The organism is Marinimicrobium locisalis (genome assembly GCF_039822625.1).
GTDB classification, from domain to species: domain Bacteria; phylum Pseudomonadota; class Gammaproteobacteria; order Pseudomonadales; family Cellvibrionaceae; genus Marinimicrobium; species Marinimicrobium locisalis.
The window spans coordinates 25,851-52,012 of record NZ_JBDLLG010000027.1; the positions used below are offsets into that span (position 1 = coordinate 25,851).

General features: G+C 59.4%; 18 protein-coding genes. 3 read left to right on the forward strand and 15 right to left on the reverse strand.

Annotation, left to right across the window (positions count from 1 at the left end):
* Positions 1 to 112: 112 nt before the first annotated feature.
* The gene (locus AAE514_RS15955) at positions 113 to 1,378 is read left to right on the forward strand and encodes a dicarboxylate/amino acid:cation symporter (protein ID WP_347332553.1); all 1,266 of its coding nucleotides are present in this window, start codon (positions 113 to 115) and stop codon (positions 1,376 to 1,378) included.
* A 350-nt stretch (positions 1,379 to 1,728) separates the two neighbouring features.
* Here the strand turns inward: AAE514_RS15955 and AAE514_RS15960 are convergent, their stop codons facing one another.
* From AAE514_RS15960 to AAE514_RS15980, 5 genes are all read right to left on the reverse strand, one after another.
* The gene (locus AAE514_RS15960; RefSeq protein WP_347332554.1) at positions 1,729 to 2,148 is read right to left on the reverse strand and encodes an acyl-CoA thioesterase; all 420 of its coding nucleotides are present in this window, start codon (positions 2,146 to 2,148) and stop codon (positions 1,729 to 1,731) included.
* Positions 2,148 to 2,924 (reverse strand): 2-keto-4-pentenoate hydratase, encoded by a 777-nt coding sequence (locus tag AAE514_RS15965; RefSeq protein WP_347332555.1) that lies wholly within the window; start codon positions 2,922 to 2,924, stop codon positions 2,148 to 2,150. Before AAE514_RS15965 ends, AAE514_RS15960 begins: the two co-directional genes overlap by 1 nt.
* A gap of 68 nt (positions 2,925 to 2,992) precedes the next feature.
* Positions 2,993 to 4,393, reverse strand: a complete 1,401-nt coding sequence (locus tag AAE514_RS15970) for an HDOD domain-containing protein (RefSeq protein WP_347332556.1) — start codon at positions 4,391 to 4,393, stop codon at positions 2,993 to 2,995.
* A gap of 305 nt (positions 4,394 to 4,698) precedes the next feature.
* Positions 4,699 to 6,789, reverse strand: a complete 2,091-nt coding sequence (recG, locus tag AAE514_RS15975; protein ID WP_347332557.1) for an ATP-dependent DNA helicase RecG — start codon at positions 6,787 to 6,789, stop codon at positions 4,699 to 4,701.
* Positions 6,790 to 6,801: 12 nt separating this feature from the next.
* Positions 6,802 to 7,746 carry a hydrogen peroxide-inducible genes activator gene (locus AAE514_RS15980; RefSeq protein ID WP_347332558.1) on the reverse strand — a complete coding sequence of 315 codons (945 nt, stop codon included), beginning with the start codon at positions 7,744 to 7,746 and terminating at the stop codon, positions 6,802 to 6,804.
* Positions 7,747 to 7,818: 72 nt separating this feature from the next.
* Between AAE514_RS15980 and AAE514_RS15985 the strand changes: the two genes are divergently transcribed.
* Entirely contained in the window at positions 7,819 to 8,688 is an 870-nt protein-coding gene (locus AAE514_RS15985; RefSeq protein WP_347332559.1) for an SDR family oxidoreductase, read from the forward strand.
* Positions 8,689 to 8,718: 30 nt separating this feature from the next.
* Here the strand turns inward: AAE514_RS15985 and AAE514_RS15990 are convergent, their stop codons facing one another.
* From AAE514_RS15990 to AAE514_RS16035, 10 genes are all read right to left on the reverse strand, one after another.
* Positions 8,719 to 9,984, reverse strand: coding sequence for a Dol-P-Glc:Glc(2)Man(9)GlcNAc(2)-PP-Dol alpha-1,2-glucosyltransferase (locus AAE514_RS15990; protein ID WP_347332560.1), 1,266 nt, complete (start codon positions 9,982 to 9,984; stop codon positions 8,719 to 8,721).
* Between the two features lie 197 nt (positions 9,985 to 10,181).
* The gene (gene recQ / locus AAE514_RS15995; RefSeq protein WP_347332561.1) at positions 10,182 to 12,002 is read right to left on the reverse strand and encodes a DNA helicase RecQ; all 1,821 of its coding nucleotides are present in this window, start codon (positions 12,000 to 12,002) and stop codon (positions 10,182 to 10,184) included.
* A gap of 267 nt (positions 12,003 to 12,269) precedes the next feature.
* Positions 12,270 to 14,867 (reverse strand): glycoside hydrolase family 9 protein, encoded by a 2,598-nt coding sequence (locus AAE514_RS16000; protein ID WP_347332562.1) that lies wholly within the window; start codon positions 14,865 to 14,867, stop codon positions 12,270 to 12,272.
* 5 nt (positions 14,868 to 14,872) lie between these two features.
* Positions 14,873 to 16,030 carry an LpqB family beta-propeller domain-containing protein gene (locus tag AAE514_RS16005; RefSeq protein ID WP_347332563.1) on the reverse strand — a complete coding sequence of 386 codons (1,158 nt, stop codon included), beginning with the start codon at positions 16,028 to 16,030 and terminating at the stop codon, positions 14,873 to 14,875.
* Between the two features lie 131 nt (positions 16,031 to 16,161).
* Positions 16,162 to 18,171, reverse strand: a complete 2,010-nt coding sequence (locus tag AAE514_RS16010; RefSeq protein WP_347332564.1) for a glycoside hydrolase family 6 protein — start codon at positions 18,169 to 18,171, stop codon at positions 16,162 to 16,164.
* Positions 18,172 to 18,403: 232 nt separating this feature from the next.
* Entirely contained in the window at positions 18,404 to 20,050 is a 1,647-nt protein-coding gene (locus tag AAE514_RS16015; protein WP_347332565.1) for a cellulase family glycosylhydrolase, read from the reverse strand.
* Between the two features lie 553 nt (positions 20,051 to 20,603).
* Complete coding sequence (locus AAE514_RS16020) at positions 20,604 to 22,097, reverse strand: discoidin domain-containing protein (RefSeq protein WP_347332566.1); 1,494 nt, start codon at positions 22,095 to 22,097, stop codon at positions 20,604 to 20,606.
* A gap of 671 nt (positions 22,098 to 22,768) precedes the next feature.
* Positions 22,769 to 23,530 (reverse strand): ABC transporter permease, encoded by a 762-nt coding sequence (locus AAE514_RS16025; protein ID WP_347332567.1) that lies wholly within the window; start codon positions 23,528 to 23,530, stop codon positions 22,769 to 22,771.
* On the reverse strand, positions 23,527 to 24,453 hold the full coding sequence (locus tag AAE514_RS16030; protein ID WP_347332568.1) for an ABC transporter ATP-binding protein: 927 nt from the start codon (positions 24,451 to 24,453) through the stop codon (positions 23,527 to 23,529). Before AAE514_RS16030 ends, AAE514_RS16025 begins: the two co-directional genes overlap by 4 nt.
* A gap of 8 nt (positions 24,454 to 24,461) precedes the next feature.
* On the reverse strand, positions 24,462 to 25,007 hold the full coding sequence (locus tag AAE514_RS16035) for a GyrI-like domain-containing protein (protein WP_347332569.1): 546 nt from the start codon (positions 25,005 to 25,007) through the stop codon (positions 24,462 to 24,464).
* Between the two features lie 165 nt (positions 25,008 to 25,172).
* Here AAE514_RS16035 and AAE514_RS16040 point away from each other — a divergent pair, with 165 nt between their 5' ends.
* Entirely contained in the window at positions 25,173 to 26,159 is a 987-nt protein-coding gene (locus AAE514_RS16040) for a helix-turn-helix transcriptional regulator (protein ID WP_347332570.1), read from the forward strand.
* The last annotated feature ends 3 nt before the right edge of the window (positions 26,160 to 26,162 follow it).

Consider the following 26,162-nt stretch of genomic DNA (forward strand, 5'->3'; position numbering starts at 1 on the left):
CCGCCCCCATAGGCACCCCTCTCTACCGCCGCCTTGCATGCACCTTTACCCGGCCGCCCCGGGTTGCTTTAATGGGCGCCTTTGCCCAATAACACCGATAAAAGAGCTACCTATGAGCCTAACCAAACGCATTCTGCTCGCCATGGTCCTGGGGGTCGCCACCGGCGTCCTGATTCATTTAATCGCCCCCTCAGAGGAGCATTTCCTGCGCGCCTGGCTGGCCCGTGGGTTGTTCGATGGCATCGGGCAGGTGTTTATTCGCTCTCTGACGCTGTTGGTGGTGCCGCTGGTGTTCGTTTCGCTGGTGTGCGGCAGCGCTTCGTTAGGCGGCCACAGCCGCATGGGCGCCATGGCCGGCAAAACCGTCGCGCTCTACTTGGCCACCACCGCCGTGGCCATTACCCTCGCCCTGGGCATTGGTCAACTGGTCAAACCCGGCGAAGGCATCGATATGCCCGGCGAGGTGGAGAACTTCTCCCCCACCGAGAAGCCCTCCATTAAGGACACACTGGTCAATGTTTTCCCCAGCAACCCGGTGGAAGCCATGGCAGAGGGCAGCATGCTGCAGATCATCGTGTTCGCCCTGCTGCTGGGCCTGGCCATTTCCCAAAGCGAACACAAAGCCTCCCGTTACATGCAGGAGTTTTTTAATCACCTGAATACGGTGGTTTTGAAACTGGTGATGATTCTGATGCACTTGGCCCCCTACGGGGTGTTCTGCCTGTTGGCGAAACTGTTTGCGGACCTGGGCTGGCAGGCCATTGCGGACCTGGCACTGTATTTCTGTACGCTGCTGTTTGTATTGCTGCTGCACGGTCTGGGCACTTACACCCTCCTACTCAAGTTTCTCGGCCGCCTCAGCCCCCGCATTTTCCTGCGCAAAATGTGGCCGGTAATGGTTTTTGGTTTCAGTACGGCATCCAGTAACGCCACCATTCCGGTGACCTTGCGCACGGTGGAAAAAGACCTGGGTGTGGACAATCGCGTGGCTTCTTTTAGTGTGCCTTTGGGGGCGACCATTAATATGGATGGCACGGCGATTATGCAGGGGGTGGCGACGGCGTTTATCGCGCAGGTGTATGCGATTGATATCAGTTTGATGGGTTATTTGATGGTGGTGTTGACGGCGACGCTGGCGTCTATCGGTACGGCTGGGGTGCCCGGTGTGGGGATGATTACGCTGGCGATGGTGTTGCAGCAGGCGGGCCTTCCGGTGGAGGGTGTGGCGTTGATTATTGGTGTGGATCGGCTGTTGGATATGGTGCGCACCGCGGTGAATGTGACGGGGGATGCGATGGTTTCGACGGTGGTGGCGAATAGTGAGGGGATGCTGGATCGCAAGCAGTTTGAGCGGCCTTTGGAGTCTGATAACACGTAGGGCACTTGCGGAGGTAAACTTCGAGTCCGGCCCAAGGTGGGGTGAACCCGTTGTAGACCCGCCGTGAACCCATCCCTGGGGGCTTCTCATCGGCATCCATGCCTCAGAGAGTCTACAACGGGTTCACCCCACCTCGGCCCTCAGTGCCATCAATTAAACTTTCATATGCGCAGGACAGTTGCCATCACAGGCTGATCTTGGCACTGAGGTTCGGGGTGAGGTGCACTCTTCCCGGACCGTAGAGCGCGGGACACGCGATTCGAGCCTACAGGGACGTATTTACGGCGTGTCCGGGAAGAGTGCACCTCACCCCGAACCGGACCCCGTATTAACTCCGCACTATGGGAGTATCAATCGAACCAAGCACGGACGGTGTCGGGAAGGGGGCGGGATTTGCCGTCGGCGCCGAGCCAGACGACTTTTGAGTGGGCTTCCGCGCAGGGTTTATTGGGCTCGTCATTCGTGAACATACGGAAATACGCCATAAAACTCGAACGACCCGGCTCTACTGCATAGCAGTCCAAGCGGACCGTTGCGGGATAGACCACCGGGCGCAAGAAAGTACAGCCCACCGTTACCACCACCGGATAACTGTCCGGCTTCATCTTCACCCCGGCGGCGGATAGCCACAGAAAACGGGCCTCCTCGCAGTAGCGCAAATACAGCGTATTATTCAAATGCCCCAAGGCATCCATATCGCCCCAGCGCATGGGGATTTCACATTGAAAGTGTGGCTTTTCCGGCAACTCAGGCCGTTGGGTCGATTCCATTACGACTGAACCCTCGCTTTAAATGAAACACTCAACTCACCCAGGTCCCCGAACAGCACCCGGACCGGTTCTTCCAGGGGCGCTTCCAGCACGCCGGCAAAGGAGCCGGTAATGACAAACTCACCGGCCTTCACGCCTTCCCCTTTTTCCCGCAGAAAGTTAACCAGCCAATACAAAGGCGCCCGAGGCTGAGTGTTCGGGTGTCGGCCCTGGTGGACTTCCGGGGCGGCGCTGCGGGTGTTTAGGGCGATGGTCAGCTCGTTGGCCTCCTCGGCCATGTCCGGGTCGACTTCCGGGCCCACGAACAGGCCCTGGTTGAGCAAACCGTCCGCCAGCATTTCGGGAAAGTCCGCCGAGGCGGGGTCGGAGTAACGGCTGTGGATTAGCTCCAGCACCAAGTGGGTGTGGGCGATAGCGTCGTCCACCTCCTCCCGCGTGTAAGGCTCCGGGCGGGCGGGAAGATCGCGGCCGAGGACGAAGGCCAGCTCGGGCTCGATGCGGGCGTGACCTTCGGGGGCCCATACCGAGACGGGCGCGCCCCGGTGAATATCCTCGCGGTAGATGGGCGCCACCACCAAACGGTCCGGCGGGGGTTGCAGGCACTTCCAGCCGCCAATGTTCGCGTCTAGTTCGCGGGTGACCTCGGTTTGAATCGCCAGGGCCGACTCCAGGTCGGCCGGGCGACAGTCCTCTGGCAGTCGTTCGGCCTGGACGCCACTGCGGCGCCGCTCTGCCAGAATACGGGCCGCCTTGGCGACCCCGGGGGGGTTCAACATAGCGTCATCTCTTGGATAATCGGGCCACCGGTTCGTTGGCCCCGCGCTAACGATGGTGGCGACGGCGGTTAGCGGGGGCTGATCTGTAAAGCAATGTGGTCCAGGTCGTCTTGGGATTCAATGACGTTGGCCACCGTTGCCTCGGCTTTCTCTCGGTCCAGGTCCAGCTCGGCAAATACCCGGTCGGGAATTTCCAGTTTGGGCCCAAACCCTATGCCCTGTTGGACGAGTAAGCGTTCGGCCACATAAATCAACTTGGCGTACTGATGGTGCTCACCCTGGTAATCCGGGTTGCCCTGGTGGCGAATGGCCAGCACGACTTCCTCGGGCATGGACCAGAGCGACATCAGGGTGCTGGCCAACTGCTCTCGGGTCACCCCCAGCAGGTGCCGCTCAATGGGCTGGTGCGTGACGTGAGGGTTGGCCTCGGCCATGCGACAGTACTGACTGAAGTAAGGAGGAAACAGTTCCGCCAAAATAAGGAAGCCAAAGTTGTGTAGCAGGCCGGACAAATAGGCCATGCCAAAGGTGGGCCGGTGCTCGCGCGGGATGGCGGTAACCAGTCCTTCGATGGCCGCGGCGGTGTAGATGGATTTATGCCAATAACCGAGATACCCATCGGGCCCTTCTTTGGGGACGGTCAAACCGCGGCCAAGCGCCAGCCCAAGGGCCAGGTTGAGGACCATGTCGAACCCGAGCACGCGCACTATGGCATCGTGAACGGAGCGGATTTTACCCGGCGCCGAATAATAGGGCGAAGCGGCCCAACTGACCACTTGGGCGGCGAGGCTGGGGTCGGTTTCGACCACCTGGGCCAGGTCACTGATATCCGCGTTGGGGTCCACCCGCAGATTGATGATTCGTTGGGCGGTCTCGGACAGCGGCGGCAGCTCCAGGGTTTCTTCCAGACGCTGTTTGATGCGCAACTGCGTAAAATTGCGCACGGCACCGAGGATTTGCTCCCCATCCCGTTCGGCGCTGATGTCTTTTTCCAACGCATCCAGCGGCGTGGCGATATCGCAGATCAGGGCATCTTCCAATACCTGCTGAAAGTCCTCGCGGTTGAGGTGCAGCAATTGCGCATCGTCGCCGGAGTCGAGCAGCAGGCTCTCCTTTTGCAGCAACTGCTTGTCCACCAGGGTGGGCAGCCCCTCCAGCTTGGGCACCGCTGGCACCGACTGCAGGCTGTGGGTGTCGCAGAACTGGCGCACCGCATCCTGGTTGGTGGCCCGCAGTTCACGGTTCAACTGGCGGTTAACCGCATTCAGATCGAGTAGGGTGTCGGCGGATATCACCGATAGGATGCGGCCCTTCTCATCTTCCAGCAGCACCGCCTTGGCGGCGTCCACGTTGCGCAGGTGCTGGTCGTGCCAGGGCAGTTGGTTGTTGGCATCCACCGGGGCCAAGGCCAGGTCGTAGTGAATGTTTTGGCTGTTCAGCAGAGATTCTACGCTGGTGGGTAGCGGCACGTTTGACTCCTTTTGTTCAACAGACGCCCGTCTTTTTGCTCAGAGCATTCAGAGGTTCTGACTCGGCCCTTGTTGCCAAATAAAACAACCCTTTCATGGTTACCAGTGTGTAAGAAGCATTGCCCATGATCAAGGGTTTTGTCCTGGCAATCCCAAGCGCCGCCGCACTTAGCGGGCAGTTATACACCCACAGTTTAGCTGATGAACGCAGCCCCGGTGTCTATTGGTGCACACTTTTGCACTCACGGGCGCGAGGCTATTGTCCGTCCCGGCGCCCCGCGTGGTTAGACCCGTAACCCGCGCGGTCAGACACGCAGGTAGCGGCGGTTCTCCCCCAGCCAGCGTTCCATAATCGGGTTACAAAGGTTGGGGTAACGCTCCAGCAGTTGCTTTGCGCCCTGCTGGACCCTGGGCAGCAGCTCGGCATCGCGCTGCAGGTCGGCAATTTTGAACTGCATGTCACCGGTCTGGCGGGTGCCCAGCACCTCGCCCGGGCCGCGCAGTTCAAGATCGCGTTCGGCAATCTCAAAGCCGTCGCTGGTATCGCGCATCACCCCTAGTCGCTCCTTGCCCTGACGCGAGAGCGGCGAGCCGTAGAGCAACACGCAGTGGCTGGCCTGGGCGCCCCGGCCCACCCGGCCGCGCAGCTGGTGCAACTGAGCCAGCCCCAGCCGCTCGGGATTTTCGATGATCATCAAGCTGGCGTTGGGCACATCCACCCCCACCTCAATGACGGTGGTGGCCACCAGCAGGTCAATGTCGCCGGCCTTGAAGGCGGCCATAACCGCCTCCTTTTCCTTGGCTTTCAAGCGGCCGTGGACCAAGCCGGTGCGCAGGTGCGGCAGCGCCGCCGCCAGGTTTTCCGCCGTGGCTTCGGCCGCTTGCGCAGCCAGGGTTTCGGATTCTTCAATCAGGGTGCACACCCAGTAAGCCTGTCGCCCCTGCTCGCAGGCGCGGCTGACCCGCTCAATCACCTCGGGGCGTCGCTGCTCGCCGATGACGACCGTACTGACCGGGGTTCGCCCCGGGGGCAGCTCGTCAATCACCGAGGTGTCCAGGTCCGCGTAGGCGCTCATGGCCAGGGTGCGGGGAATGGGTGTGGCGGTCATGATCAACTGATGCGGGCGCAGGCCGCCCTGGCTGCCTTTTTGGCGTAGCTCCAGGCGTTGGTGCACGCCAAAGCGGTGCTGCTCGTCCACGATTACCAGCCCCAGGTTGGCGAACCGAACTCCCTCCTGGAACAGGGCGTGGGTGCCCACAATGACTTGGGCCTCGCCACTGGCCAAGCCCTCCAGTTGCTCGCGCCGGCGGGCGGCGCTCAGCCGCCCGGTGAGCCAGCCCGGCTCAATGCCCAATGGCTCCAGCCAGGCGCCAAAGTTGTTGCGATGCTGTTCCGCCAAGATTTCCGTGGGCGCCATAATTGCCGCCTGATAGCCGCTGGCCACGGCGGTTAGCGCCGCCAGGGCGGCGACCAGGGTTTTACCCGAGCCCACATCCCCCTGCACCAACCGCAGCATGGGCAGGGGTTTGGCCAGGTCTTTGGCAATCTCGGCGCCCACTCGTCGCTGGGCGCCGGTCAGTTGGAAGGGCAAGGCCTGGAGAAAACGCTGCTGCAAATCCGTGTTCGGTTTGAGCACCGGCGCGCCTTCGGCCTGGGTTTGGCGGCGCAGCAGTAACAGGCTGAGGTGGTGAGCCAGCAACTCTTCAAAGGCCAGCCGCTGCTGATAGGGGTGCGCCCCCTCCATCAGGAGTTCGACATTGGCGTTGGCCGGCGGCGCGTGAACATAGCGCAAGGCGTCGGCCAGGGAGACCTGATCGAGCGCGCGGCGCATTTCCTCGGGCAACAGCTCGCTCAGGGCGTGCCGGTCGAGCCAGGTGAGCGCCTGGGAGGCCAGCGCCCGCAAACGGGGTTGAGTCAGCCCTTCGGTGGCCGGGTACACGGGGGTTAACCGCTGCGCCAGCGGGACGGCATCGGCGCCGTCGAGAAATTCGTACTCCGGGTGGTAGAACTCCAGGCCGGACGCACCGCGCCGGCTCTCCCCAAAACAGCGCAAGCGGGTGCCGGGGGTTAGCCGCTGCTTCTGAGCGCCGGAGAAGTGATAGAACCGTAGGGTGGTGGTGCCGGTGCCATCCTGAAGGCGGCACACCAGGCTGCGACGCCGCCCGTACACCACGTCGGCGGCCCGCACTTCCCCCTCGATCACCGCGTTGACGTTGGGCTGCAGGGCGCCGATGGGCGTGACGCGGGTGCGGTCCAGGTAGCGCAGAGGCAGGTGGAAGAGCACATCCTGAAGCGTGTTCAGGCCAATTTTTGCGAGCTTTTCGGCAAGCCGGGGCCCCACCCCTTTCAGAGCGGTGACCGGCATGCGATCAAGGCTAGTGGCGTTCCCGGTCACGCCCATCGCTCCCTATTGTTGCGCTTTGGAGGGCGTGTCTTTGGGGTCGCTCAGGCGGCACATATTGATGGCCTTGCGCAGCGCCTCGATGGCCTTGTAGCGGGGGAAGCTGGCCCGCCAGGCCAGCGCCACGGTGCGGCTGGGCGCGGGTTTGGAAAAGGGTCGGGTGACCAGTAGGTTGGGCGTGTAGTTGGCAGTAACCGCCGCCGACAGGGGCAGGATGGTAATACCCAGGCCCGAGGCCACCATGTGGCGCAGGGTTTCCAGGGAGCTGCCTTCGGAGGCGGTGCGGATGCGCCCGTGAGGGTCTTCCATGGAGGATTGCAGGTTCGGGCAGGTAGCCAGCACCTGGTCCCGGAAGCAGTGGCCCTCCCCCAGTAGCAGGACGTTATGGTCGTCCAAATCGTTCGGTTGGATTTCCTCTTTCTCCGCCAACGGATGATCGTGGGGCAGGAGCACCACAAAAGGCTCGTCAAACAGCGGCTGGGTCACCACATCCGCTTCGGTAAACGGCAGGGCAACGATAATCACATCCAGTTCGCCCTTGCGCAGTTTTTGGCGCAAGGTGGCGGTGTAGCCTTCCTCCACATACAGGGGCATATTGCTGGCGACTTTTTGCAGCTCGGGGATAAAGTGCGGCAACAGGTAAGGGCCAATGGTAAAAATAGCGCCCACATGCAAGGGGCTGCTGAGCTGGTCTTTGCCGGCGTTGGCGATGTCCTTAATGGCCGAGGTTTGCTCGAGCACCAAGTGGGCCTGAGCGACGATTTTCTCGCCCAACGGCGTGGCCTGGACCCGGGATTTGGAGCGCTCGAACAGGGCCACCCCGAGCTCTTCTTCCAGCTTTTTCACCGCAATACTCAGGGTGGGCTGGCTGACGAAACAACGTTCGGCCGCGCGACCGAAGTGCTGTTCTTGAGCGAGGGTTACGATATAGCGCAGTTCTGTTAAGGTCATGCTTTCCCGTTCCCAATGAGGCCCAAGCGACTGGTGGGCCGCCGGTTCAATTCGACACAAGTTTGCCCTTTTATGATCGGATACGCAAAGGTAAATAGCGAAAAACTATTGATTGTAGGCTGTGGAGACCTCGGCCGCCGGCTGGCCCACCGGCTCGCCCCCGAAGGCTATGAGGTAACCGGCCTGCGCCGCCACCCGCCGGAGAACTCGGATGTACTGCGCTACCAAGCGGTGGATACCGCCAATGCCGAGGCTATGAAGGAGGTGCTCGCCTCGGGGTTCGGTGTCATCGTCGTGACCATGACGCCCTCGGAGCGCGGCGATGAAGGCTACCGCCGGGCCTATGTGCAAACCTGCGAGAACCTGGTGGCCGGGCTGAAGGCCAGCGGGAAAGCGCCCCGTCTGATTCTTTACGTCTCCAGCACTGGCGTTTATGGTCAGGGCGAGGGAGAGTGGGTGGATGAAAGCAGCCCCACCCTCCCGAACCGAGCCAGTGGCGAACGGCTGCTGGAAGCGGAGCAAGTCATAGGCAGCAGTGGCTTCCCTCATTGCATTGTCCGCTTCAGCGGCATTTACGGGCCGGGACGCCACCGCTTGCTGGAGCAGGTCCGGCGCGGGCGCGCCACCCTCAGCGGCCGTTACACCAACCGTATTCACTCTGAAGACTGCGCGGGGGTGATGGCTCACCTGATCGAACGTCACCGCCTCGGGGAGAAGGTCGCCCCGCTGTACCTGGCAAGTGACTGCGAGCCTGCCCCAATGGCGGAGGTGGTCAACTGGCTGTCCATGCACTTGAAAGTCGACGAGGCCAAGTTCGCTCCGGACCAGGGCGGCCAAGGGAAGCGCTGCTCCAACCGGCGGCTGAGAGACACCGGCTACGAATTTCTCTACCCCGATTACCGGGCCGGGTATAAGGCGTTGTTGGCTGAAGAAGGTTTTTGAGTGTTGCAACAGCCTGAGTGGCTGGTTTTCTTACAAGAAAAACCAGCCCGTCACGGTGCCGTACATAATAAAACTTGCCGCGACGATGTAGTAGGCGAGCGTAAACCACTCCGCGGTCGTATTCATGGCCGGGCGCCACAGTTGGATCAGCAAGTAGATCGGGAAATAGTAGCGCGGCTCGATTAATGGGTGGCTGATGACGGCAATAGGCGCGACCAGCAGCAACCAGTAGCAACGCTTGTCCGGGTAAGGCATAACACACAGGGTGAGCGCCATCCAGGCGATGGGAATGTACAGCAACGCCCGAAACAAAACGTATTCGGACATCAGGTACATCAAGCCATTGTGCATGAAGAAGTGAAAGAGGGTGTTGTTATACGGGTGCGGGTTACTGAACGTTCCCATATAAAACAGAAAGCCCCCCAACACCAACAACACAACCCAGGGCCACACTTTGGGGCAGTGACGCAGCGCGAGGATTCGTCCAGCTTGCTGAATACACAAAGGAAAAAACAACAACCAGGCGCAAGTCAGCAATACATAGAGGTTGCTAATATTAAACTGGGAGATTTGGTGGGCCGTTCTATCCCCCACTGCCACGCCGCCGTTGTAAATAACAAACCCGAGAAATAATAGCAGCACCAGAGCCAGCGGGGCCCCGCGCTTGAAGGCATTACCCAGCAGCGGCTTGATCGGCAGTGGGCGCCGGAATTCGAGGTTTTCCGTCGCCACCAGCAAATAGGCCAGCCCCACCCAGATGATGGAGTCCTGTCGGAGCAGCACGGCCACGAGCGCGGCCAAGCCCCCCAGAATATAGCGTCGCCCGAGCGTAAAATAAAAACAGGTGGCGACAAATAGCAGCGCCCATAAGTCCGTATAAATCATAAAGAAATACGGAAACATCAGCGGGGTAAAAAACAGTTGCTGCGTGCGCACGCCGGCGTGTTCAGGCAGGTACCGGCGCACCGACTGGTAGAACACCGGCAGCACGCACAGGGCCACCAGCAGACTGGTCAAACGAAGAAGGTAGTCGTGATAGTAACCGATTTGCCGCATCACAAAACCGATCACATAGTGATAGGTGGTGGGCACGGTAATATTGTCAAAATGATCCGTCCCGCCCTGGTAGTAATGCCAGATTTGGGGCGCGTGAAAGCCTTCGTCGGAGGCGGGGCCACCGAGCACGCAGGATAATGCGTAGCCGAAAGTGCAACCGGCCAGTACCAGCAATACGGTATGAGCGGGATGCTCGGTGTGGGGCGCGACCGACACGTTGCGGATAGCGGACTCTTCCATAAGAGCGGTACCTAAAGTTTTATTATCGAGTGTTTTGACGTTAATAGACCGAATACAGGTGCGGTAGTCTACGCCACCAAAGTTCCCTTTTTGGGAACTAAATCAAATTTTTAAGCCGATTATAAGGTTTTTTGAGTCAACTGGTTGGGGGATGGCAGCTAACTACTCCTTCCGCCGAGCCACGAGACGGTTCGTCCTCAGACGGTGGCGCCCGTTTCCTCGAAGGAGCGAAGCACTTCCAGGAAGTCTGCCCCAAATCGCTCCAGCTTGCTATCCCCCACGCCACTGACCGCCAGCAAATCCTGCTCGTGTCGGGGGCGCTGCTCAAGCATATCGCGCAGAGTCACGTCGTGGAAAATCACATAGGGCGGCACGCCGTGCTCCTCGGCCAGGCGGCGCCGGCAGGCCCGCAGCGCTTCCCACAGGGGGCGGGCCGCCTCGGGGATGTCCGCATCGGGGCGGCGTGCCGTGCGCGCGGTGGCTGGTTTGCGGGTACGCACATCCCGACGCAAGTGCACGGCCCGCTCTCCCCGCAAAATCGGGCGGCAGCTTTCGGTCAGTTGCAGGCCGCCGAAGCCTTCGGGGTCCACATCCAGGTAGCCGGCGGCCACCAGTTGGCGCAGCACGGCTTTCCACTCATCAGCGGTGAGGTCGGTGCCGATGCCGTAGGTGGAGAGTTTGTCGTGCCCTTGGGTAAGCACTTTCTCGTTGCTGCTGCCGCGCAGTACATCGACGATGTGGGTTACGCCGAAGCGCTGTCCGGTGCGGTAAACGCACGAAAGGGCTTTTTGCACCGCTTCGGTGGCATCCCAGGTCTGGGGCGGGATCAGGCAGGTGTCGCAATTGCCGCAGGCTTCATCCAGGGTGTCCCCGAAATAGCGCAGCAGGGTCTGGCGGCGGCAATTGGTGATTTCGCACAGCCCGAGCATGGCGCTGAGCCGTTGCTGTTCCATGCGTTTGAATTGTTCGTTGCCCTCGGAGCCGGCCATCATCTGGCGCAGTTTGACCACATCTTCCAGCCCGTAGAGCAGCAGCGCCGTGGCGGGCTGGCCGTCGCGCCCGGCCCGGCCGGTTTCCTGGTAGTAGGCTTCGATGCTTTTGGGCAGGTCCAGGTGGGCCACGAACCGTACATCAGGTTTGTCGATGCCCATGCCGAAGGCGATGGTGGCCACCATGATGATGCCATCTTCGCGCAGGAAGCGGCTCTGGTGGGTTTCCCTGAGCCGGGGGGAAAGGCCGGCGTGGTATGGCAGCGCGTTGAAGCCTTCCCGGGTGAGCCACTCGGCGGTTTGTTCGACTTTTTTGCGCGAAAGGCAGTAGACGATACCGGATTGTTGCGGGTATTCGTCTTTCAGAAAGCCGAGCAGTTGCCGGCGCGGGTTGTCTTTTTGCTGAATTCGGTACTGGATGTTGGGCCGATCAAACCCAACGATGAATTGGTTGGCCTCGCCCAGCTCCAGCCGCTCGATGATTTCTTCCCGGGTGCGCATGTCGGCGGTGGCGGTCAGGGCGATGCGCGGTATTTGGGGGAATTCGTTGTGGAGCAGGTCCAGGCGCAGGTAGTCGGCGCGGAAGTCATGGCCCCATTGGGCGACGCAATGGGCTTCGTCGATGGCGAACAGGGCGATGTGGGCCCGGTGCAGCAGGTCGAGGGTGCGGGGCTGAATCAGTCGCTCGGGGGCGATGTAGAGCAGGTCGAGCTCGCCGTCCAGCAGGGCCCGTTCGGTGTCGATGACGTCGGGGTAGGCCAGGGTGGAGTTGAGGAAGCCGGCGTTGACGCCCAGTTCGCGCAGGGCGGTGACTTGGTCTTGCATGAGGGCGATGAGCGGCGAGATGACGATGCCGGTGCCTTGTCGGGCCAGGGCGGGGATTTGGTAGCAGAGGGATTTGCCGCCGCCGGTGGGCATGAGGACGAGGGCGTCTTGGCCGTCGATGAGGGCGTTGACGATCTGTTCCTGTTGGCCGCGGAAGTCATGATAGCCGAAGACGTGCTGGAGGATGTCCTGTGGGTTCTGCATGGCGGGAAGTATACGGGGCCGAATGGGTCAAAGCCAGTGGGGGAGGTGCCAAGTTGTGGGGGCGATTCGGGTTTCGATGACTTCTCGGGTGAGTCGAGCGGGGACGTCGTAGAAGGTCCGGCACCCCGGGAGGTGCAGGGTTCCAGGACACGCTGCAAGTACATCCCTGTACGCTCGCAACCGCGAATCCCACGCTCTACGGTCCTGGAACCCTGCACCTCCCGGGGCACCTACGTGCCACTCCTTGGCTTATGCTCCCTCTGTCACTCAGTCACATACTTCACCGGTAACTTCGGGTACTTCTGCGGAGCCGCCGCTTCCTTTGCTGACCTGGAAGCCGAACTCGACGGATTGGCCCGGTTGGATGGTGCCGTTCCAGCCCATGTCGGTGGCGGTGTAGGGGTTGCTGCCAGAGACTTCGGCGTTCCAGCTGTTGGTGAGGTTGGCGCCGCCGGTGAGGTTCCAGCTAACGCTCCATCCACTGATGGCTTGGCCGCCGTCGTTGGTGATGCGGATGGCGCCGGTGTAGCCGTCGCTCCATTCGTTGCTGATGACGAATTCGCACTGGGACTCGCCCGCCGGAACACTGGAAACGACGGAGCTAGCCGCTGAGCTGGCGATGGAGCTGCTGCTCTGGGCTTCGCTGCTGGATTTACCCTGGGAGCTGGCGGATCCGCCGACGATGCCGTAGGGCTCGGGCTGGGACTCGCAGGTGCTCGGGGAGATGCAGCTCTGGTTGTTTTCCCAACCCCACCCACTGGTGGTGTTGTCGCACAGCTCGTACAGGGTGCCGTACCAGTCGCACTGCTGGCCAACGCTGACCGATGTCGAGGAGGCGGCGCTTGAGGCGATCGAGCTGCTGATGCTGCTCGCGATGCTCGAGTTGGCAGTGCTCGATACCGTGGAGCTGGCGCTGCTGGATACGGTGGAGCTGGCAGCGCTGGACAGGCTTGAGCTCATGCTGCTCGAGACGCTGGAGCCGGTGCTGCTGGCAACCGAGGAGGCGGTGGAGGAGGCAACGGAGCTGGATGAGGAGCTGTTGCTACCCGCTTCGGCGTAGTCGTCCTGGAAGGCCAGTACCCAAGCCAGGGCGCTGTTCCAGTTGATGGTGATTTCGTTGGTGGACCAAGCCTCGATGTCGTCGAGGTAACAGGTTGCCGGGGTGCTCTCACAACCGGCCAGAGCGGACGCGGACACGTCGTCTTCCAGGCCGTAGTTGGGGCCGCCGGAGAGCGCGCCGGGTGGCAGCCAGGGGTAGCTGGCGTCCAGGGTGCCGGCCCAGAAGCGGTGGTGCGGCTCGGTCAATGCGTCTTCACCATGGCCGGAAACATAGGAGAAGGACAGGGTGTTGCGACCGAACAGGTAGTCGACACCGAAGCCAACCCCGTCGGCGTACTGCTCGTTGCCGGTGAAGTCATAGGCCAGACCCAGCAGGAACAGCTTGTTGGCGATGACGTTGTTGGAACCCCAGTAGAATTCCTCGTCGGTGCTGGGAATTCGATAGCCTGTGCTCTCGATGGTGCCCAGGTGGCTATCCGCCACATTGATGATGTGCTGCTGGGCGTCCGCGCGCAGGGTTTGAGTGTGGGCGGCCGGCACGGTGGCCAGGGACATAACGCCGGGCAGCTCGGTGTCGGGCCAGCCCCAATCGGTACGCTCCAGCTCATAGTTGTTCAGGGTGGGCAGGTAGCGGTCGTCACCGGTGGTGATGTAGAGCTCGGCTGCGGCCCAATAGAACTCGTCCGCCGGCACTTCATCGCCGTAGGCGCCACCGCCGTCGTCGTAACCGCCGGTGTAGATGTCATCCGGGTTGGCCTGTGCAGCGTCCCAGGCGCGTTCGGCGGCGCTCAGGCACTGGTTTGCGAAGCTGTCATCAATGCCTTCCCAAATACGGGCGCACTGGGCGCCAGTCGCGGCCAGGTTCAAGGTGGCGGTCACGCTGGGCGGTACCAGGGCGCGCGGGTTGCTGTCTTCGTGGGGAGCGAGCGGCAGGCCGGTCCAACCTACGTCGTGCATTTTGTGGTGAGCCATGCCGGCTTTCTCTTCCCCTGCGGGTACCTGCATGGACAGCAGGAATTCCATCTGCCAGCGCACTTCGTCCAACAGGTCGGGGGTGCCGTTGCCGCTCTCGGGGATGTTCAGCGCGCCATCGGCGAAGCGCTCGGCGTTATCGCCCAGGTATTGAGCGCGCTCGTACATATTGAGCAGCTTCCAGGCGGAGATGCCGCCATTGACGACATATTTACCGTGATCACCGGCGTCATACCAACCTTTGATCACATCCAAAGAATAGTTGCAGGTGCCTTCGCGACAGGGCACGTCGTAGTCGCCCTGGTTGACGCCTTCGTTGAGGTGCCCGGCCGGGCGAGCCCAGTCGGCGCTCGGCTCATAACTGGTATTGCCGCCGCCGGTGTACTGGGTTTCGATCTCGATGCCACTGCGGTTGTGGTAAAAGTACTTCAGCGCGTCGTACATGGGCGCGGTAAAGTTGTCGGCGGAGATGGAAAACGGATAGCTTTCGTCCGCGCCGATCATCAGAACATAGCCGTCGCCTTCTTCGGTGACGTCGGTGAAGCCCAGCTGGTGGACGTTGTCACCGGAAGCGGCGTCGGTGCCGAGGGGCACGGTGGTGCCCTGGTCGATCAGTTCCCCGTCACGGTACAAGCGCCAGGTCTCGGCGACGGTGCTGTCGCTGACATAGGTGGCGATTTTTTCCCCGTTGGGCAGATAGCCCACTTGGTTTACGCGGGGGTTGCCCACCTCGGCCTGGGCCAGGGCCGCCGAGCCGATGAGAAGAGAGCCCGCGATCGTTTGACCGATCACGCGGGCGAGCGTTTTTTGCCGATGCGATGTGAAAAACTGCATTGTTGTTATCTCCGATTTTTTAGGTTGGTAGAGCTCCATTGCAAAGTGGACTCGGGGGCGACACGGTCGTACAGCACCCGTTCCTCCTTGCCCTCGAGGTTCACCGTACGCAAGGACAAGCGCCTCGCGTCCAGTTTCTCCGCGTGGAGGTAGGCTATGCGCTCCTCCCCCGGAGAGAACACCGGAGTACCGTGGCGGCCAGGGCCTTCAGTCACGGCCTGGCGATTGCCTTGCCGATCTACCCGAAAAACCTGCATGCTGCCGCGGTACACCTTTTCCCGCTTTTCTTCGTCGTAAAAGAAATCAAAATCCACCAGGGCGGAATACAAAATGGTTTCGCCGTCATCCGACCAGTCAATGGGTTGTTGCACATCCGCCTCGGGGTCGGATAACAGTGTGTGCTCGCCCGTGGCGAGCTCATACCGGTACAGCCGACGAGCTTCATCACGAGTGTTGACGATATAGGCCAACGCATCGCCGGTGGGGGACCAACTCACGGCGGTAATAACGCCACCACTCTCTTTCGGTGTAATAGCCGTGGTTTCCCCGCCGCCCTCTTTCACGTCCACCAACGCCAGACGGGAATCCGAGGAGGCAAACAAGACGGCTGCCACTTGGGAGCCGTCTGCGGACCAGCTGTAATCCAGCACGTCGCGCGAGGCGACCAAAGGAACTGGATCGGCACCGGGTTCGGGCAGGTACTTCAGCGTGGCTTCACTTGGCCCGGCGTGCACAAAGGCTACGCGTTTTCCCTGGGGGCCAAAGCGCGGCATAACGGCACTGCCGGGACCGTCGGTCAACGCCTGCGGGGAGTCATCACCCGGGGCCCAGAGAAAGACCCGAAGGCGGTCGCGGCGTACACTTAAATCAATGCCGCTTTCCGTGTGGCGGTTGGACATAAAAACAATGCGCCCGTCACTGGCCACATCGGGGTGTAGGTCGCGCCATTTTTCACTGACAAGAATGGGGCTGGTTTCGCCCTGCTCGTCGGCGCGTTGCAACTGCGTTGCGGGACCCAGGGTTTGGGCCAGAAAAATCAATGAGCCGTTATCAGCGGCGGATGACGGGCCGGTCGTTTGGCAGCCCATCGAAAACATAAAGATGGCACTCAATAAAATCAGGTGCCCTTTTAACGATTCAACGCTTAAGCATTTAACGTTCATGAGTGGTTCAGAGAACTCGCTGTTAGATGTGGAGGGATAGTAGACAAGCGCCGCCCCGAAGGGCGGCGTTGCCGGGTTCGCTGAAAGGGGGTCAACAGCGAACCCTCATTCGCCTTTCTTATCGCGCTGAATTAATCCAGCGGAGGATAGGCATTGTCGAGCAACAGGTTGAACGCTTCGGGGAACCAGCGACCCGCGTGCGGTGCGTTGGGCAGTGCACCGGTGGGGACACCAGCGTCCTCGTTGTTGGCATCGGGGCTACACATGGGATCGTGCTGCTTGGCGGGATCGTTCGGATCCTGCTCGAAGTCCGCAGTGGATACACCATCGGACTCACCCTGCGGCTTCACCCAAACAAACGCGTCGATACCGGGAGCCGGGTTGGCCTGCGGACGCTCGCCTACACCGCCGGGCTGGTTACACCAGTTACCGCGATGGTGACGACGGTCAACACGGGATTCGTCCACGTAGGTATCCAGATCACTGCTGCTGGAGACACCAGTGGGACGATCGGGTCCGCCCCAGCCGTTACGGCCAGTATCGATCAGCATACCGATATCGCTCGGGAAGCCGTTCTGGATCATGGCATCGCGCCAGTCCTGAGCAAACTCCAACTCGCCGAAGTAGGGGTTCCATTCGTAGAACGAAGCGGAACGCACCGGCTGACCACCCACCTGCAGGCTGGGATCGGGCAGGTACGGCTCTTCCAGAGGCGTGTAGTTGGCCGAGTTGGTTACGTAACCGGCAATGCTATCAACACCTTTGTCAGTACCCTTAACGGTGTCGCCAATCAGCTGAACCGCTTCGGAGAAGTTGTCGCTCCAGCCGAGCCAGCCGCTGTGGGCAATGTCGACATAGGAGTAGACGTTGGGCAGATCGCTCAGCTCGTTCAGCGCATGCTGAATGCCGTCGGCGTAGCCGCCGGGGCCGTTCGCTTCCTGACAGTCGGGCTCATCCAGGTTGGTTACCAGGTTGGGCAGAGAATCTACCTCGATGATCGCCACGATATGCAGGTTGCTGTACTTGGGCTGGCTCAGCAGTTCCTTGATCGGAGCAATGTACTCGTCCTGGTAGATTTGGAAGCCGTTCTCGGAGATGCGCAGCTCGCCGTTGGAGGCCAGGGCCGCACAGTCGCGGTTGGGCAGGTTGTACACCACAAACATAAAGGTGTCGGCGCCCTGGTTGACCGCTTCGTCCAAGTGACCTTTCAAGCCAATGCCATCGGTGATCGCGCCTCGGCGATCCATCCATACGGCCGTGTTTTCATTAGCGATGGCTTCGCCGCCGGGCTCGCCCATAGCCTTTTCAGACCATACCGGATCGATATACAGCTGGGTGCCTTCGAACGGGTTATCCACACGCTGGTAGTCGCCGGTGGGCGGCGCGCTGGAGGAGGCCGCGCTGCTGGCAGTGGAGCTTACAGCGGAAGAAGCACTGGAGCTCACGGCACTGCTCACGCTGGAGCTGACCGCACTGCTAGCGCTGGAGCTTACGCTTGAGGCGACGCTGGACGCTTCGCTGCTGGAGTTGTCTTCATCCACAAGGCCGTAGGGTTCGGGCTGGGATTCACAAGCGCTGCGCGAGACGCAGCTCTCACCGTCTTCGTAGCCCCAACCGCTCTGGGTGTCGCTGCACACTGAGTAGACCGTGCCGTACCAGTTACACTGCAGGAACACGCCACTGGGGGTACTGGAGGCTACCGAGCTCGCCACGGAACTGGCGACCGAGCTTGCGACCGAGCTGGCACTGGAGGAGGCTGTACCGCCGCCACACAGAGAGCCTTCCAGGGTGGGCTGCTCGGCGGAGCCGCCGTTTGTGCTGCCCTGAAAACCGAAACTGACCGACTGGCCGGGCTGCAAGGTACCGTTCCAGCCCATATCGGTGGCGGTGTATGGGTTGCTACCAGAGACCTGGGCATTCCAACTATTGGTTACCTGGTTGCTGTTGTACTGCCAGCTTACGTCCCAACCTTCCACGGTACTGCCAGTGTCGTTGGTGACCGTAATCTCTGCCGTGTAGCCTGAGCCCCATTCATTGCTGATGGAGTAGCTACAGTCAGCTGCCGCGCCGTGACTGGCGGCGGCGATAGCCAACCCCAGCACTGCCGACAAACCACTGCCTTTTTTAAATGTCGTTATCATTGTGTGAAATCTCCTGAACACATATTGTGAGAGAATGAAGTACTGCCACTTTCAAGACGTTCTGCCCCTCCCTGTTGAACCGAGCCGCGCCCAATCATGAATGTTCACTAAAGGTCACGGTCGGCTGTCTGGCCCTGACGGGCGCCTGTGCCCGTGCCGGAAAAATGTCCGTCACGGGCACTTCCTGGCCAAGCGTTATTTTTAACAGCGCTTGGCCGGAAGTTCTATTAAGTCAGTCACACGGGCCGCCGGTCACGGCCGGGACCGAGGCGCTCTCGCCGCCTTTACTGACTTGAAAACCAAATTCCACAGATTGTCCGGGTTGGATGGTGCCGTTCCAGCCCATATCCGTCGCGGAGTAGGGGTTGCTGCCCTCAATCTGCGCGTTCCAGCCGTTGGTCACCTGCGAGCCATCGCTGTATTCCCAGTTGACCGACCATCCGCTCAGGGCTTGGTTGCCATCATTGTGGATGCGAATGGCGCCGGTGTAGCCGGAGCTCCATTCGTTGTTCACCAGATACTCACAACTGCCAGTCGCGGCGGGCTGTGAGCTGCTTGAAGAGGAGGAATAAACAGTGGAGGAGCTCACGGATGAGTTACTGGAGGCACTGGAGGAGGCCGGAGCCGACGCGCTGGAGGCACCTTCGCCCACAATACCGTAAGGCGCTGGCTGAGACTGACAGGTGCTCGGTGCCAGGCAGCTTTCGTTGTTTTCCCAACCCCAACCGCTTTGAGCGTCTTCACACAATGGGTAGAGCGTGCCGTACCAGTCACACTGCTGCCCGCTAGCCACCGAGCTAACACTGGAGGACGCGCTGGAACTGATCGAGGAGCTCGTTGATGAGCTCTCAGAAGCGCTGGAAGAAACACTTGAAGAGGGGCTGGAGGAACTCTGGCCGCCGTAAACCGATGCCGTTTCGGCGGTGGCCCGCAAACCGTTGCTGCTGTTAATCAAGAAGTCGCCCCAGCTGGAGAGGTTGTTTACATCCCAGTTCAGGGCAATATCCAGTGAGTCGACCTCGCTGCTATTACCGGACCAGGACCAACCGACGTAACCGATGTCGTACTGCTCGGCCACCGCGAGAATGGACTCTTCATCCACATCGTTGCCGTAATGGTCTGCACCGAATTCACCCACAATGAGTGGTAGGTTATGGGTGTCCAGGAAGGTGGAAACGTAGTTCTCGATGGTGCTGCGATCCTGGTAGACCTCATACATGTGGACGCTGAACATGGTGTTGTTCAGCTCATCAGCGGCCGCGACGGTGGAGGCATTGTCACGCATAACATGCTGCCAGTCTTGACCCCAGTTGGCGGCATCGACCAGCAGTGTGTGGGTAAGGCCGGCTTCGCGCAGGCGTTGAATGGCCTCCACGTGCTCGTTGATCCAGGTGCTTTCGGGTACGTCGTTACCAAACGGCTCGTTGGCAATATTAATGATGACGTAACCTTCCTCGCCCTGTAGCGCGCTGGCGATATCGAGCCAATAATCCACGGTGGTGGACATATCCCCCGCGGCGGACTCTTCTCCGGAGCCGGTAACGTCGTGCACTTCGAGAATCGCGACCAGATCGTTTTCTTTACACCACTCGATGAGTTGCGCCACATCCGACGCACTGTTTCGATTCCAGCGTTGACCGTCGGACAGCACGATGCGAACCGAGTTGGCATTAACGCTGGCGATGTCTTGCAGCGCCTGTTCGGTGCGGCTGGTAAACCACGTGTGCGGGTGGTTGATCCCGCGGATCAAAAATGGATTGCCATTATCGTCCAGCAGTTGGGTTCCCGACACCTGGAACCCAGCCTGAACACTCATTGCCGTTGACAGTGCCGTGGCGCAAATGGTTGCGCCCAGCAGTGCTTTTTTCATAACACGCATGGCTATCGCCTCTTTATTGTGCTGTAAGGGTTAAGTGATAAAGCCGGCTGCTCGACGCTAGAAAAGATCAAGATGGCCGCGCTCATCACGAGTTACTTCAAACAACCCAAGCACCCCGAACGGCTATGACCCTCCTTATCCCACCGTTATCGTTATTATTCGGATATTGTTCATTGTCGCGTTTATCCTCGTAGCTTGCGTTTTTAAAACGCTTTATTGGGCTTTGGCGTTTCAATGGAAATACCAAAGCGGAGTAACGCCACGAAAACCGCAGACACACTAAGCCACTCCTTGACTACAACACAAGGAGAAGGGTTGAAAGCTGGCGCCAAAAGACGCGCACTGTGTCACGGTTTCAAAAAGTCAACCTGAAAATAACGAAACTGTCACAATCTGGCGGGCATCAGCGTCAAAACTTTTCGTTTTCCCCTACGATTATTTCTACATAAGGAAATAGACGTATTATTTAATTTCTAAATATAAAGAGGATTTAAACGAAAAAGCCGGCACTGGGCCGGCTTCAAGGGAGGTGGGGAGTACGGACTGTTAGTACTTACTGCACCGGCTCAATTGAGACGAATTCGCTGTAGAGGCCATCGTTGTCGTAGACCGCGATGGAGAAAAGGTAAACCCCTTCCGCTACCGTCAGTTCATGAGCCGTTGCGTAGGGGTCCTCTACCACAATGGAAGTCAGCTCGGCGTCGGCGCCCGCTTGATAACGAATTTCGTAACCGCCAATCTCATCAAGCTCCAGATAGTCACCGTTCTCGCGCTGCTCCGGGGTTGCCCACTCCAGACGAACCGCACCGCTGATCACAGAGGCATCGACAGTGGCTACCGACATCACATCGCTCAGGGCCGACCAGTTGCCCGCCGCATCGCTGGCGCGCACTTGGTAGTCATAATCGGTCGCCGGTGCCAGGCCGGCATCTACGTATTCGGTGACCGGTGCCACCAATTCTGCCACCTTCGCCCCATCGCGATAGATTTCGTAGCTCAGAACCCCTTCATTGTCAGTGGACTCCCCCCACTGAAGGCCGATGGACACGGCGCCCTGCTCTGAGCTGGTCAGGCTAACGGGCACGGTCGGTGCTTCGGTATCCACCACCGGATCGGCTCCGCCATTGCCGCTGTCGCCAGAACCGCTGTCTTGGTCACCGCCAGTGTAGCCATCGCCGGTAGCACTGGCATAGCCATAGGCTTCCAGTTCCCAGAGCGAATGTCCCCAGCGAGTCGCGCGGCTTGAGCCCGCCACTCGCAAGTAACGACCATGGCCTGACAGACTAAGGCTGTCCATACCACCGTCACTTCCGGTCACCGCTTCGATGGTGGTCCAGGTGACACCGTCATAAGAGGTCTGTACTTCGTAATTCTCGGAGTAAGAGTTCTGCCAGTAGAGCTTGAGGCTCGTGATCTGGTGCTTCCCCCCCAGGTCAACGGCAAGCCACTCCTGGTCGGTAAATTCGCTGGACCAGCGGGTATTCGGGTCACCGTCTACCGCATGGGCGGCAGAGAAACGAGCATCACCCTTTTCAATGCTAGAGGCGGTAACCGCCTGCTGATTCAGCGTAATTTGACTCTCAATCGGGTGCCCCTGTACCTCGAGCTCCCACAGGGAGTGTCCCCAAGCGGTCGCGCGGCTGGAGCCTTCAACGCGAACATAGCGAGCCTGTTCACCGAGGGCGTGCTGGTCCAATCCACCATCGCTGTTCACCACGGAGTGAACGGTAATCCAGTTCCGACCGTCCACAGAGACCTGCACCTTATAGTCCTTGGAGTAGGAGTTTTGCCAGTGAAGGTTGATGCCGGTCAGCTGGTAGGTCGCCTCCAGATCAATAGTGATCCACTGATGATCCGAGAACTCACTGGACCAGCGGGTTCCGGCATCACCGTCTACGGCGAAGCACGGGGCCAGAGAAGCCTGGTCTTTTTCAATGCTGGAGGCCGTGACCGGCTTGCCCAACGCAAGATTGGTGGACGTGGATGCCAGAGCGGAAACCGGAGCCAACAGAGAAGTGGCGAGTATTGCAGTAGCGACGTTTTTCATTGATAACCTCGAAGGTGGTCGATGTGTATCGCTCACCTCCGAGGTTTCAGGGTTAGGGCTCGCCGGGGAGTGTTCCGCCGTCGTGCTCAACCCACCGGGAAGAAGCGATAAATCTATTACGGGTACAACCAGTCGAGCTATTCATAAAGGGATTCCATCCGACCGTTAAATAGCGTGTTTGGGGTGACAGGGGCGCTTTGCCTTCGCTGTCGAAGCGCAGATTAAGGATTTCCAAACCCCTGTCAAAACAGGATTTGAGCGCCACTACCGTAAGATTTATGACGGGCAGGCTACCATGTGTGTGAGTTATTACTAACCTGGAAAAGCAAGGGAAACCGAACAGTGTGGTATACGTCTCCTTTTTGCCTCAGGAGCTGGCACCCCAAGCTTTTTATAAGAGGAGCGAGGTGCCCCGAGCCACAACGAAAGGCCGTCAGCATTCCGACGCTGGGTTCGCCGGACGATAACTGAAAACGAAAAAATCAAGGAGCAGAGAGCACTCAGGGAATATGTCGATTTAGATTCATAACCGGAGGGCTAGGATAGGGCTGGATCTATAATAAAATAATTGAATAAATAGGCTTCTTTGACCTCGCCTCTAGGGTATTAAAAACATAAAAAGACGAAGGAGACGACGACTACCGAGATAGCCGCCGCCGAGGCTTTCCGTTTTACGGCTTGATTTTGTATCCGGTTTTGAACAGCCAGGTCACAACACCCAGGCAGATAAGCATAAACACGACAATCATGGCGAGGCTGAGGCCTACCCCTACATCGGACACGCCGTAAAAACTCCAACGAAAACCGCTGACCAAATAGACGACGGGGTTGAAAAGGGTGATGGTTTGCCAGAGCGGCGGCAGCATTTGAATGGAGTAAAAGCTGCCCCCCAGAAAAGCCAGCGGCGTAATAATCATCATCGGGACGATCTGCAGTTGCTCAAAGCTCTCGGCCACTACGCCGATAATAAAACCGAAGAGGCTGAAGCTAAGGCACGTGAACAGCAGAAACCCCAGCATCCAGAAGGGATGCTCGATCGAGTAGTCGACAAACACGCGGGCGGTTATCAGAATAATTAGGCCCAGAATCATTGATTTGGTGGCGGCGGCGCCCACAAAACCGATGACGATTTCCAGCGAAGAAACCGGCGCCGACAGAATTTCATACATGGTGCCGGTGAATTTGGGCATGTAAATACCGAAGGCCGCATTGGAGGTGCTCTCGTTCAACACCGTCAGCATAATCAGCCCCGGGACGATGTAGGCGCCGTAGCTCACTCCATCAATGGCCACCATACGGGAGCCGATGGCCGCCCCGAATACCACGAAGTAAAGGGAGGTGGACAGGACCGGCGAGGCAATGCTCTGCATCAACGTCCGCCAGGCCCGGGCGAGCTCGAATAAATAGATGGCTCTGATTGCGTGGCCGTTCATACTTTCTCCTCCACCAGACTGACGAAAATATCTTCCAGAGAACTTTGGGAGGTGTGCAGGTCCCGATAGTCCAACCCCTGCTCCGACAGGGAGCGAAGCAGCCGGGGGATCGCCGCCCGGTCACTCTGGTGGTCGTACTGATAGGTCAGCTGCGTGCCGTCCTCGGATAGGGAGAGTGAGTAGCCGCTCAAGGCCGGTGGAATCTGTTCAATTGGTTCGGCAAGCTGCAGGCTGAGCTGTTTTTTGCCGAGTTTTTCCATCAGGGCTTGCTTGTCCTCCACCAGGATCAGCTCCCCGCGCTGAATCACCCCCACCCGGTCGGCCATGTCTTCGGCTTCTTCAATGTAATGAGTGGTTAAAATAATGGTGACGCCATTGTCCCGAAGCTTTCGAATCATCTCCCACATATCCCGGCGCAGCTCGACATCCACACCGGCGGTGGGCTCATCCAAAAAGAGGATTTTGGGTTCATAAGCCAATGCTTTGGCAATCAATACCCGCCGCTTCATTCCACCGGACAACGCCATGATTTTGCTGTCCTTTTTGTCCCACAACGACAGATCCCTGAGTAACTGCTCAAGGTAGGCGGGGTTGCGCGGCTTGCCGAATAGCCCGCGACTGAAGCTCACTGTACTCCACACGGTTTCAAAGATATTGACCGCCAGCTCTTGAGGCACCAAACCGATGAGTTGGCGTGCCTGGCGGTAGTTTTTGACGATGTCGTAACCATCGGCCCGCACCTGGCCGGCGGAGGGGTTTACAATGCCGCAGATAATGCTGATCAGGGTGGTTTTGCCAGCCCCGTTGGGGCCCAGCAGGGCGAAGATTTCTCCTTTTCGGATACTGAGGTCGACGCTTTTGAGCGCCTGAAACCCGGATTGGTACGTTTTGCTGAGTTTGTTAACTTCAATAATCGGCTGCACCTTGCCTCCTAGAGTGTTCCTGTCATGGCCGCCGGTCCCGCCCTCTCAAGGGGAACCCACACTTGAATATCACCCCAGCCGGTACGCGGGTCAAATGATTCCGCATACCGCTCCAATAGCAACGGCGGGTTGGCCCCTTGGCGATTGGGCGTCAGTTGCAGTGCCGGCAGACTGTGGGCGAATACCCGATGCAGCGTTTGCCGCAATTGCGAAACATGCCCCTGGTGGGGAAAGACCGCGTAACGCTGGCGGGGAATACCGAAACAGTCCCAGTCGGCGTTGATACGCTCGAAGTCACTGACCTCTACCGCCGTGAGATAATCAAACCCTTGGTCTTCGCGCTTGAACAGCGCGCCGTAGCTGGCTTTATCTTTCTGCCCCGGAAACCAACCCTGATAGGGGTGAAATCGGTCCCAAAGCCCGGGTATCACTTGGTGTGGCATTCCGTCGATGGGCCGTCGCAAGCCGGCCAGGTGAATCGGCCCTTGCTCATAGATACCCTGCAAAGCGGGGACGGGGGTTGCCTGGGACTTAATTCGTTGCATTCCTGTCATAGTGCCCACCTGTTTGTTCAGTGCCTTACACTCTTACGGTCGACTGCTCAACGCTAAAATCGACACGTCTGCGCAACTAAGGTGGAATCTAACCGATAAATACGACATTATTTGACGTAGTTCGCCTTCACAATCGCCCAAAATGTCCAACCAAGGGGTAGAGACATGGCCAACACCGCTACCCGCCTGTTTAATTTGATCGCGTTTTTGCAACGCCACCCCAATAGCTCCGCGACCCAATTAGCGGAGGCCCTTGAGGTCTCTCCACGCACCGTTCAGCGCTACATTGTGGCACTGGAGGACATGGGTGTTCCCATTTACGCCGAACGAGGTTCTCAGGGGGGTTACTCTCTGGTACGCGGTTACCGCATGCCCCCACTGATGCTCACCCCCGAAGAAGCCGTGGCGGTGCACCTGGGGACCGGCTTAATCGAGCACGTCTGGGGCAAGCTCTTCCGCGGCTCCGCCCTGAGCGCGCTGACCAAAATTGAAAATGTGTTGCCCGAAGAGCAGCTGCGGGAAATTGCCTGGGCACGGGGGAATCTAATCACTCAGGGGATTCCACGCATCAACCCGAAACTTGATATGGAGCAACTCGAAACCCTGTATCAAGCGGTTCGCCAGGGCTTTCAGGTGGAGATTCTGTACCAGGGCAAAAACCAGGAGTCGCCCATATGGCGCCGTGTGAACCCTTATGTGCTGGTTTACAGCTGGGGGCAACAATACTGCATCGCCTATTGTCAGTTGCGCGGTGCCATGCGCTCGTTTCGGGCAGACCGCATTCAGGCGATGAAGCGTTTGGATACCGCCTTTAGCAAACCGGCGGACTTTGACCCCGCACAGTACCTTGATGAAAATTTTGAGGGGGAGTCCACCCACGAGGTCCGGCTCCATTTCAGCGCTGAAACGGCCAACGTGGCGCATGATTATCGTTGCTGCTGGGAAAGTTTTGAAGAGCGGCCGGACGGCTCGGTTATTGCCGGTTTTCGAGCCCCGGACCTGGAGACCGCGACGCGCCGGGTCATGTGCTTTTTACCCGACGCCAGAGTCATTGCCCCCACGGAACTGAAGACGTATGTGGCCGAGCGGGCCCGCGCCATCGCCGTTCAGTACCCCCTGGAGGAGCAGAATACGGCCGCACTGGTGAGCTGACGG

Bases quoted from the DNA above. Each gene is read 5' to 3' on its own strand.
- AAE514_RS15955 (WP_347332553.1), top strand. From the start codon at position 113: ATGAGCCTAACCAAACGCATTCTGCTCGCCATGGTCCTGGGGGTCGCC.
- AAE514_RS15960 (WP_347332554.1), bottom strand. From the start codon at position 2,148: ATGGAATCGACCCAACGGCCTGAGTTGCCGGAAAAGCCACACTTTCAA.
- AAE514_RS15965 (WP_347332555.1), bottom strand. From the start codon at position 2,924: ATGTTGAACCCCCCCGGGGTCGCCAAGGCGGCCCGTATTCTGGCAGAG.
- AAE514_RS15980 (WP_347332558.1), bottom strand. From the start codon at position 7,746: ATGACCTTAACAGAACTGCGCTATATCGTAACCCTCGCTCAAGAACAG.
- AAE514_RS15985 (WP_347332559.1), top strand. From the start codon at position 7,819: ATGATCGGATACGCAAAGGTAAATAGCGAAAAACTATTGATTGTAGGC.
- AAE514_RS15990 (WP_347332560.1), bottom strand. From the start codon at position 9,984: ATGGAAGAGTCCGCTATCCGCAACGTGTCGGTCGCGCCCCACACCGAG.
- recQ (WP_347332561.1), bottom strand. From the start codon at position 12,002: ATGCAGAACCCACAGGACATCCTCCAGCACGTCTTCGGCTATCATGAC.
- AAE514_RS16000 (WP_347332562.1), bottom strand. From the start codon at position 14,867: ATGCAGTTTTTCACATCGCATCGGCAAAAAACGCTCGCCCGCGTGATC.
- AAE514_RS16005 (WP_347332563.1), bottom strand. From the start codon at position 16,030: ATGAACGTTAAATGCTTAAGCGTTGAATCGTTAAAAGGGCACCTGATT.
- AAE514_RS16010 (WP_347332564.1), bottom strand. From the start codon at position 18,171: ATGATAACGACATTTAAAAAAGGCAGTGGTTTGTCGGCAGTGCTGGGG.
- AAE514_RS16015 (WP_347332565.1), bottom strand. From the start codon at position 20,050: ATGCGTGTTATGAAAAAAGCACTGCTGGGCGCAACCATTTGCGCCACG.
- AAE514_RS16020 (WP_347332566.1), bottom strand. From the start codon at position 22,097: ATGAAAAACGTCGCTACTGCAATACTCGCCACTTCTCTGTTGGCTCCG.
- AAE514_RS16025 (WP_347332567.1), bottom strand. From the start codon at position 23,530: ATGAACGGCCACGCAATCAGAGCCATCTATTTATTCGAGCTCGCCCGG.
- AAE514_RS16035 (WP_347332569.1), bottom strand. From the start codon at position 25,007: ATGACAGGAATGCAACGAATTAAGTCCCAGGCAACCCCCGTCCCCGCT.
- AAE514_RS16040 (WP_347332570.1), top strand. From the start codon at position 25,173: ATGGCCAACACCGCTACCCGCCTGTTTAATTTGATCGCGTTTTTGCAA.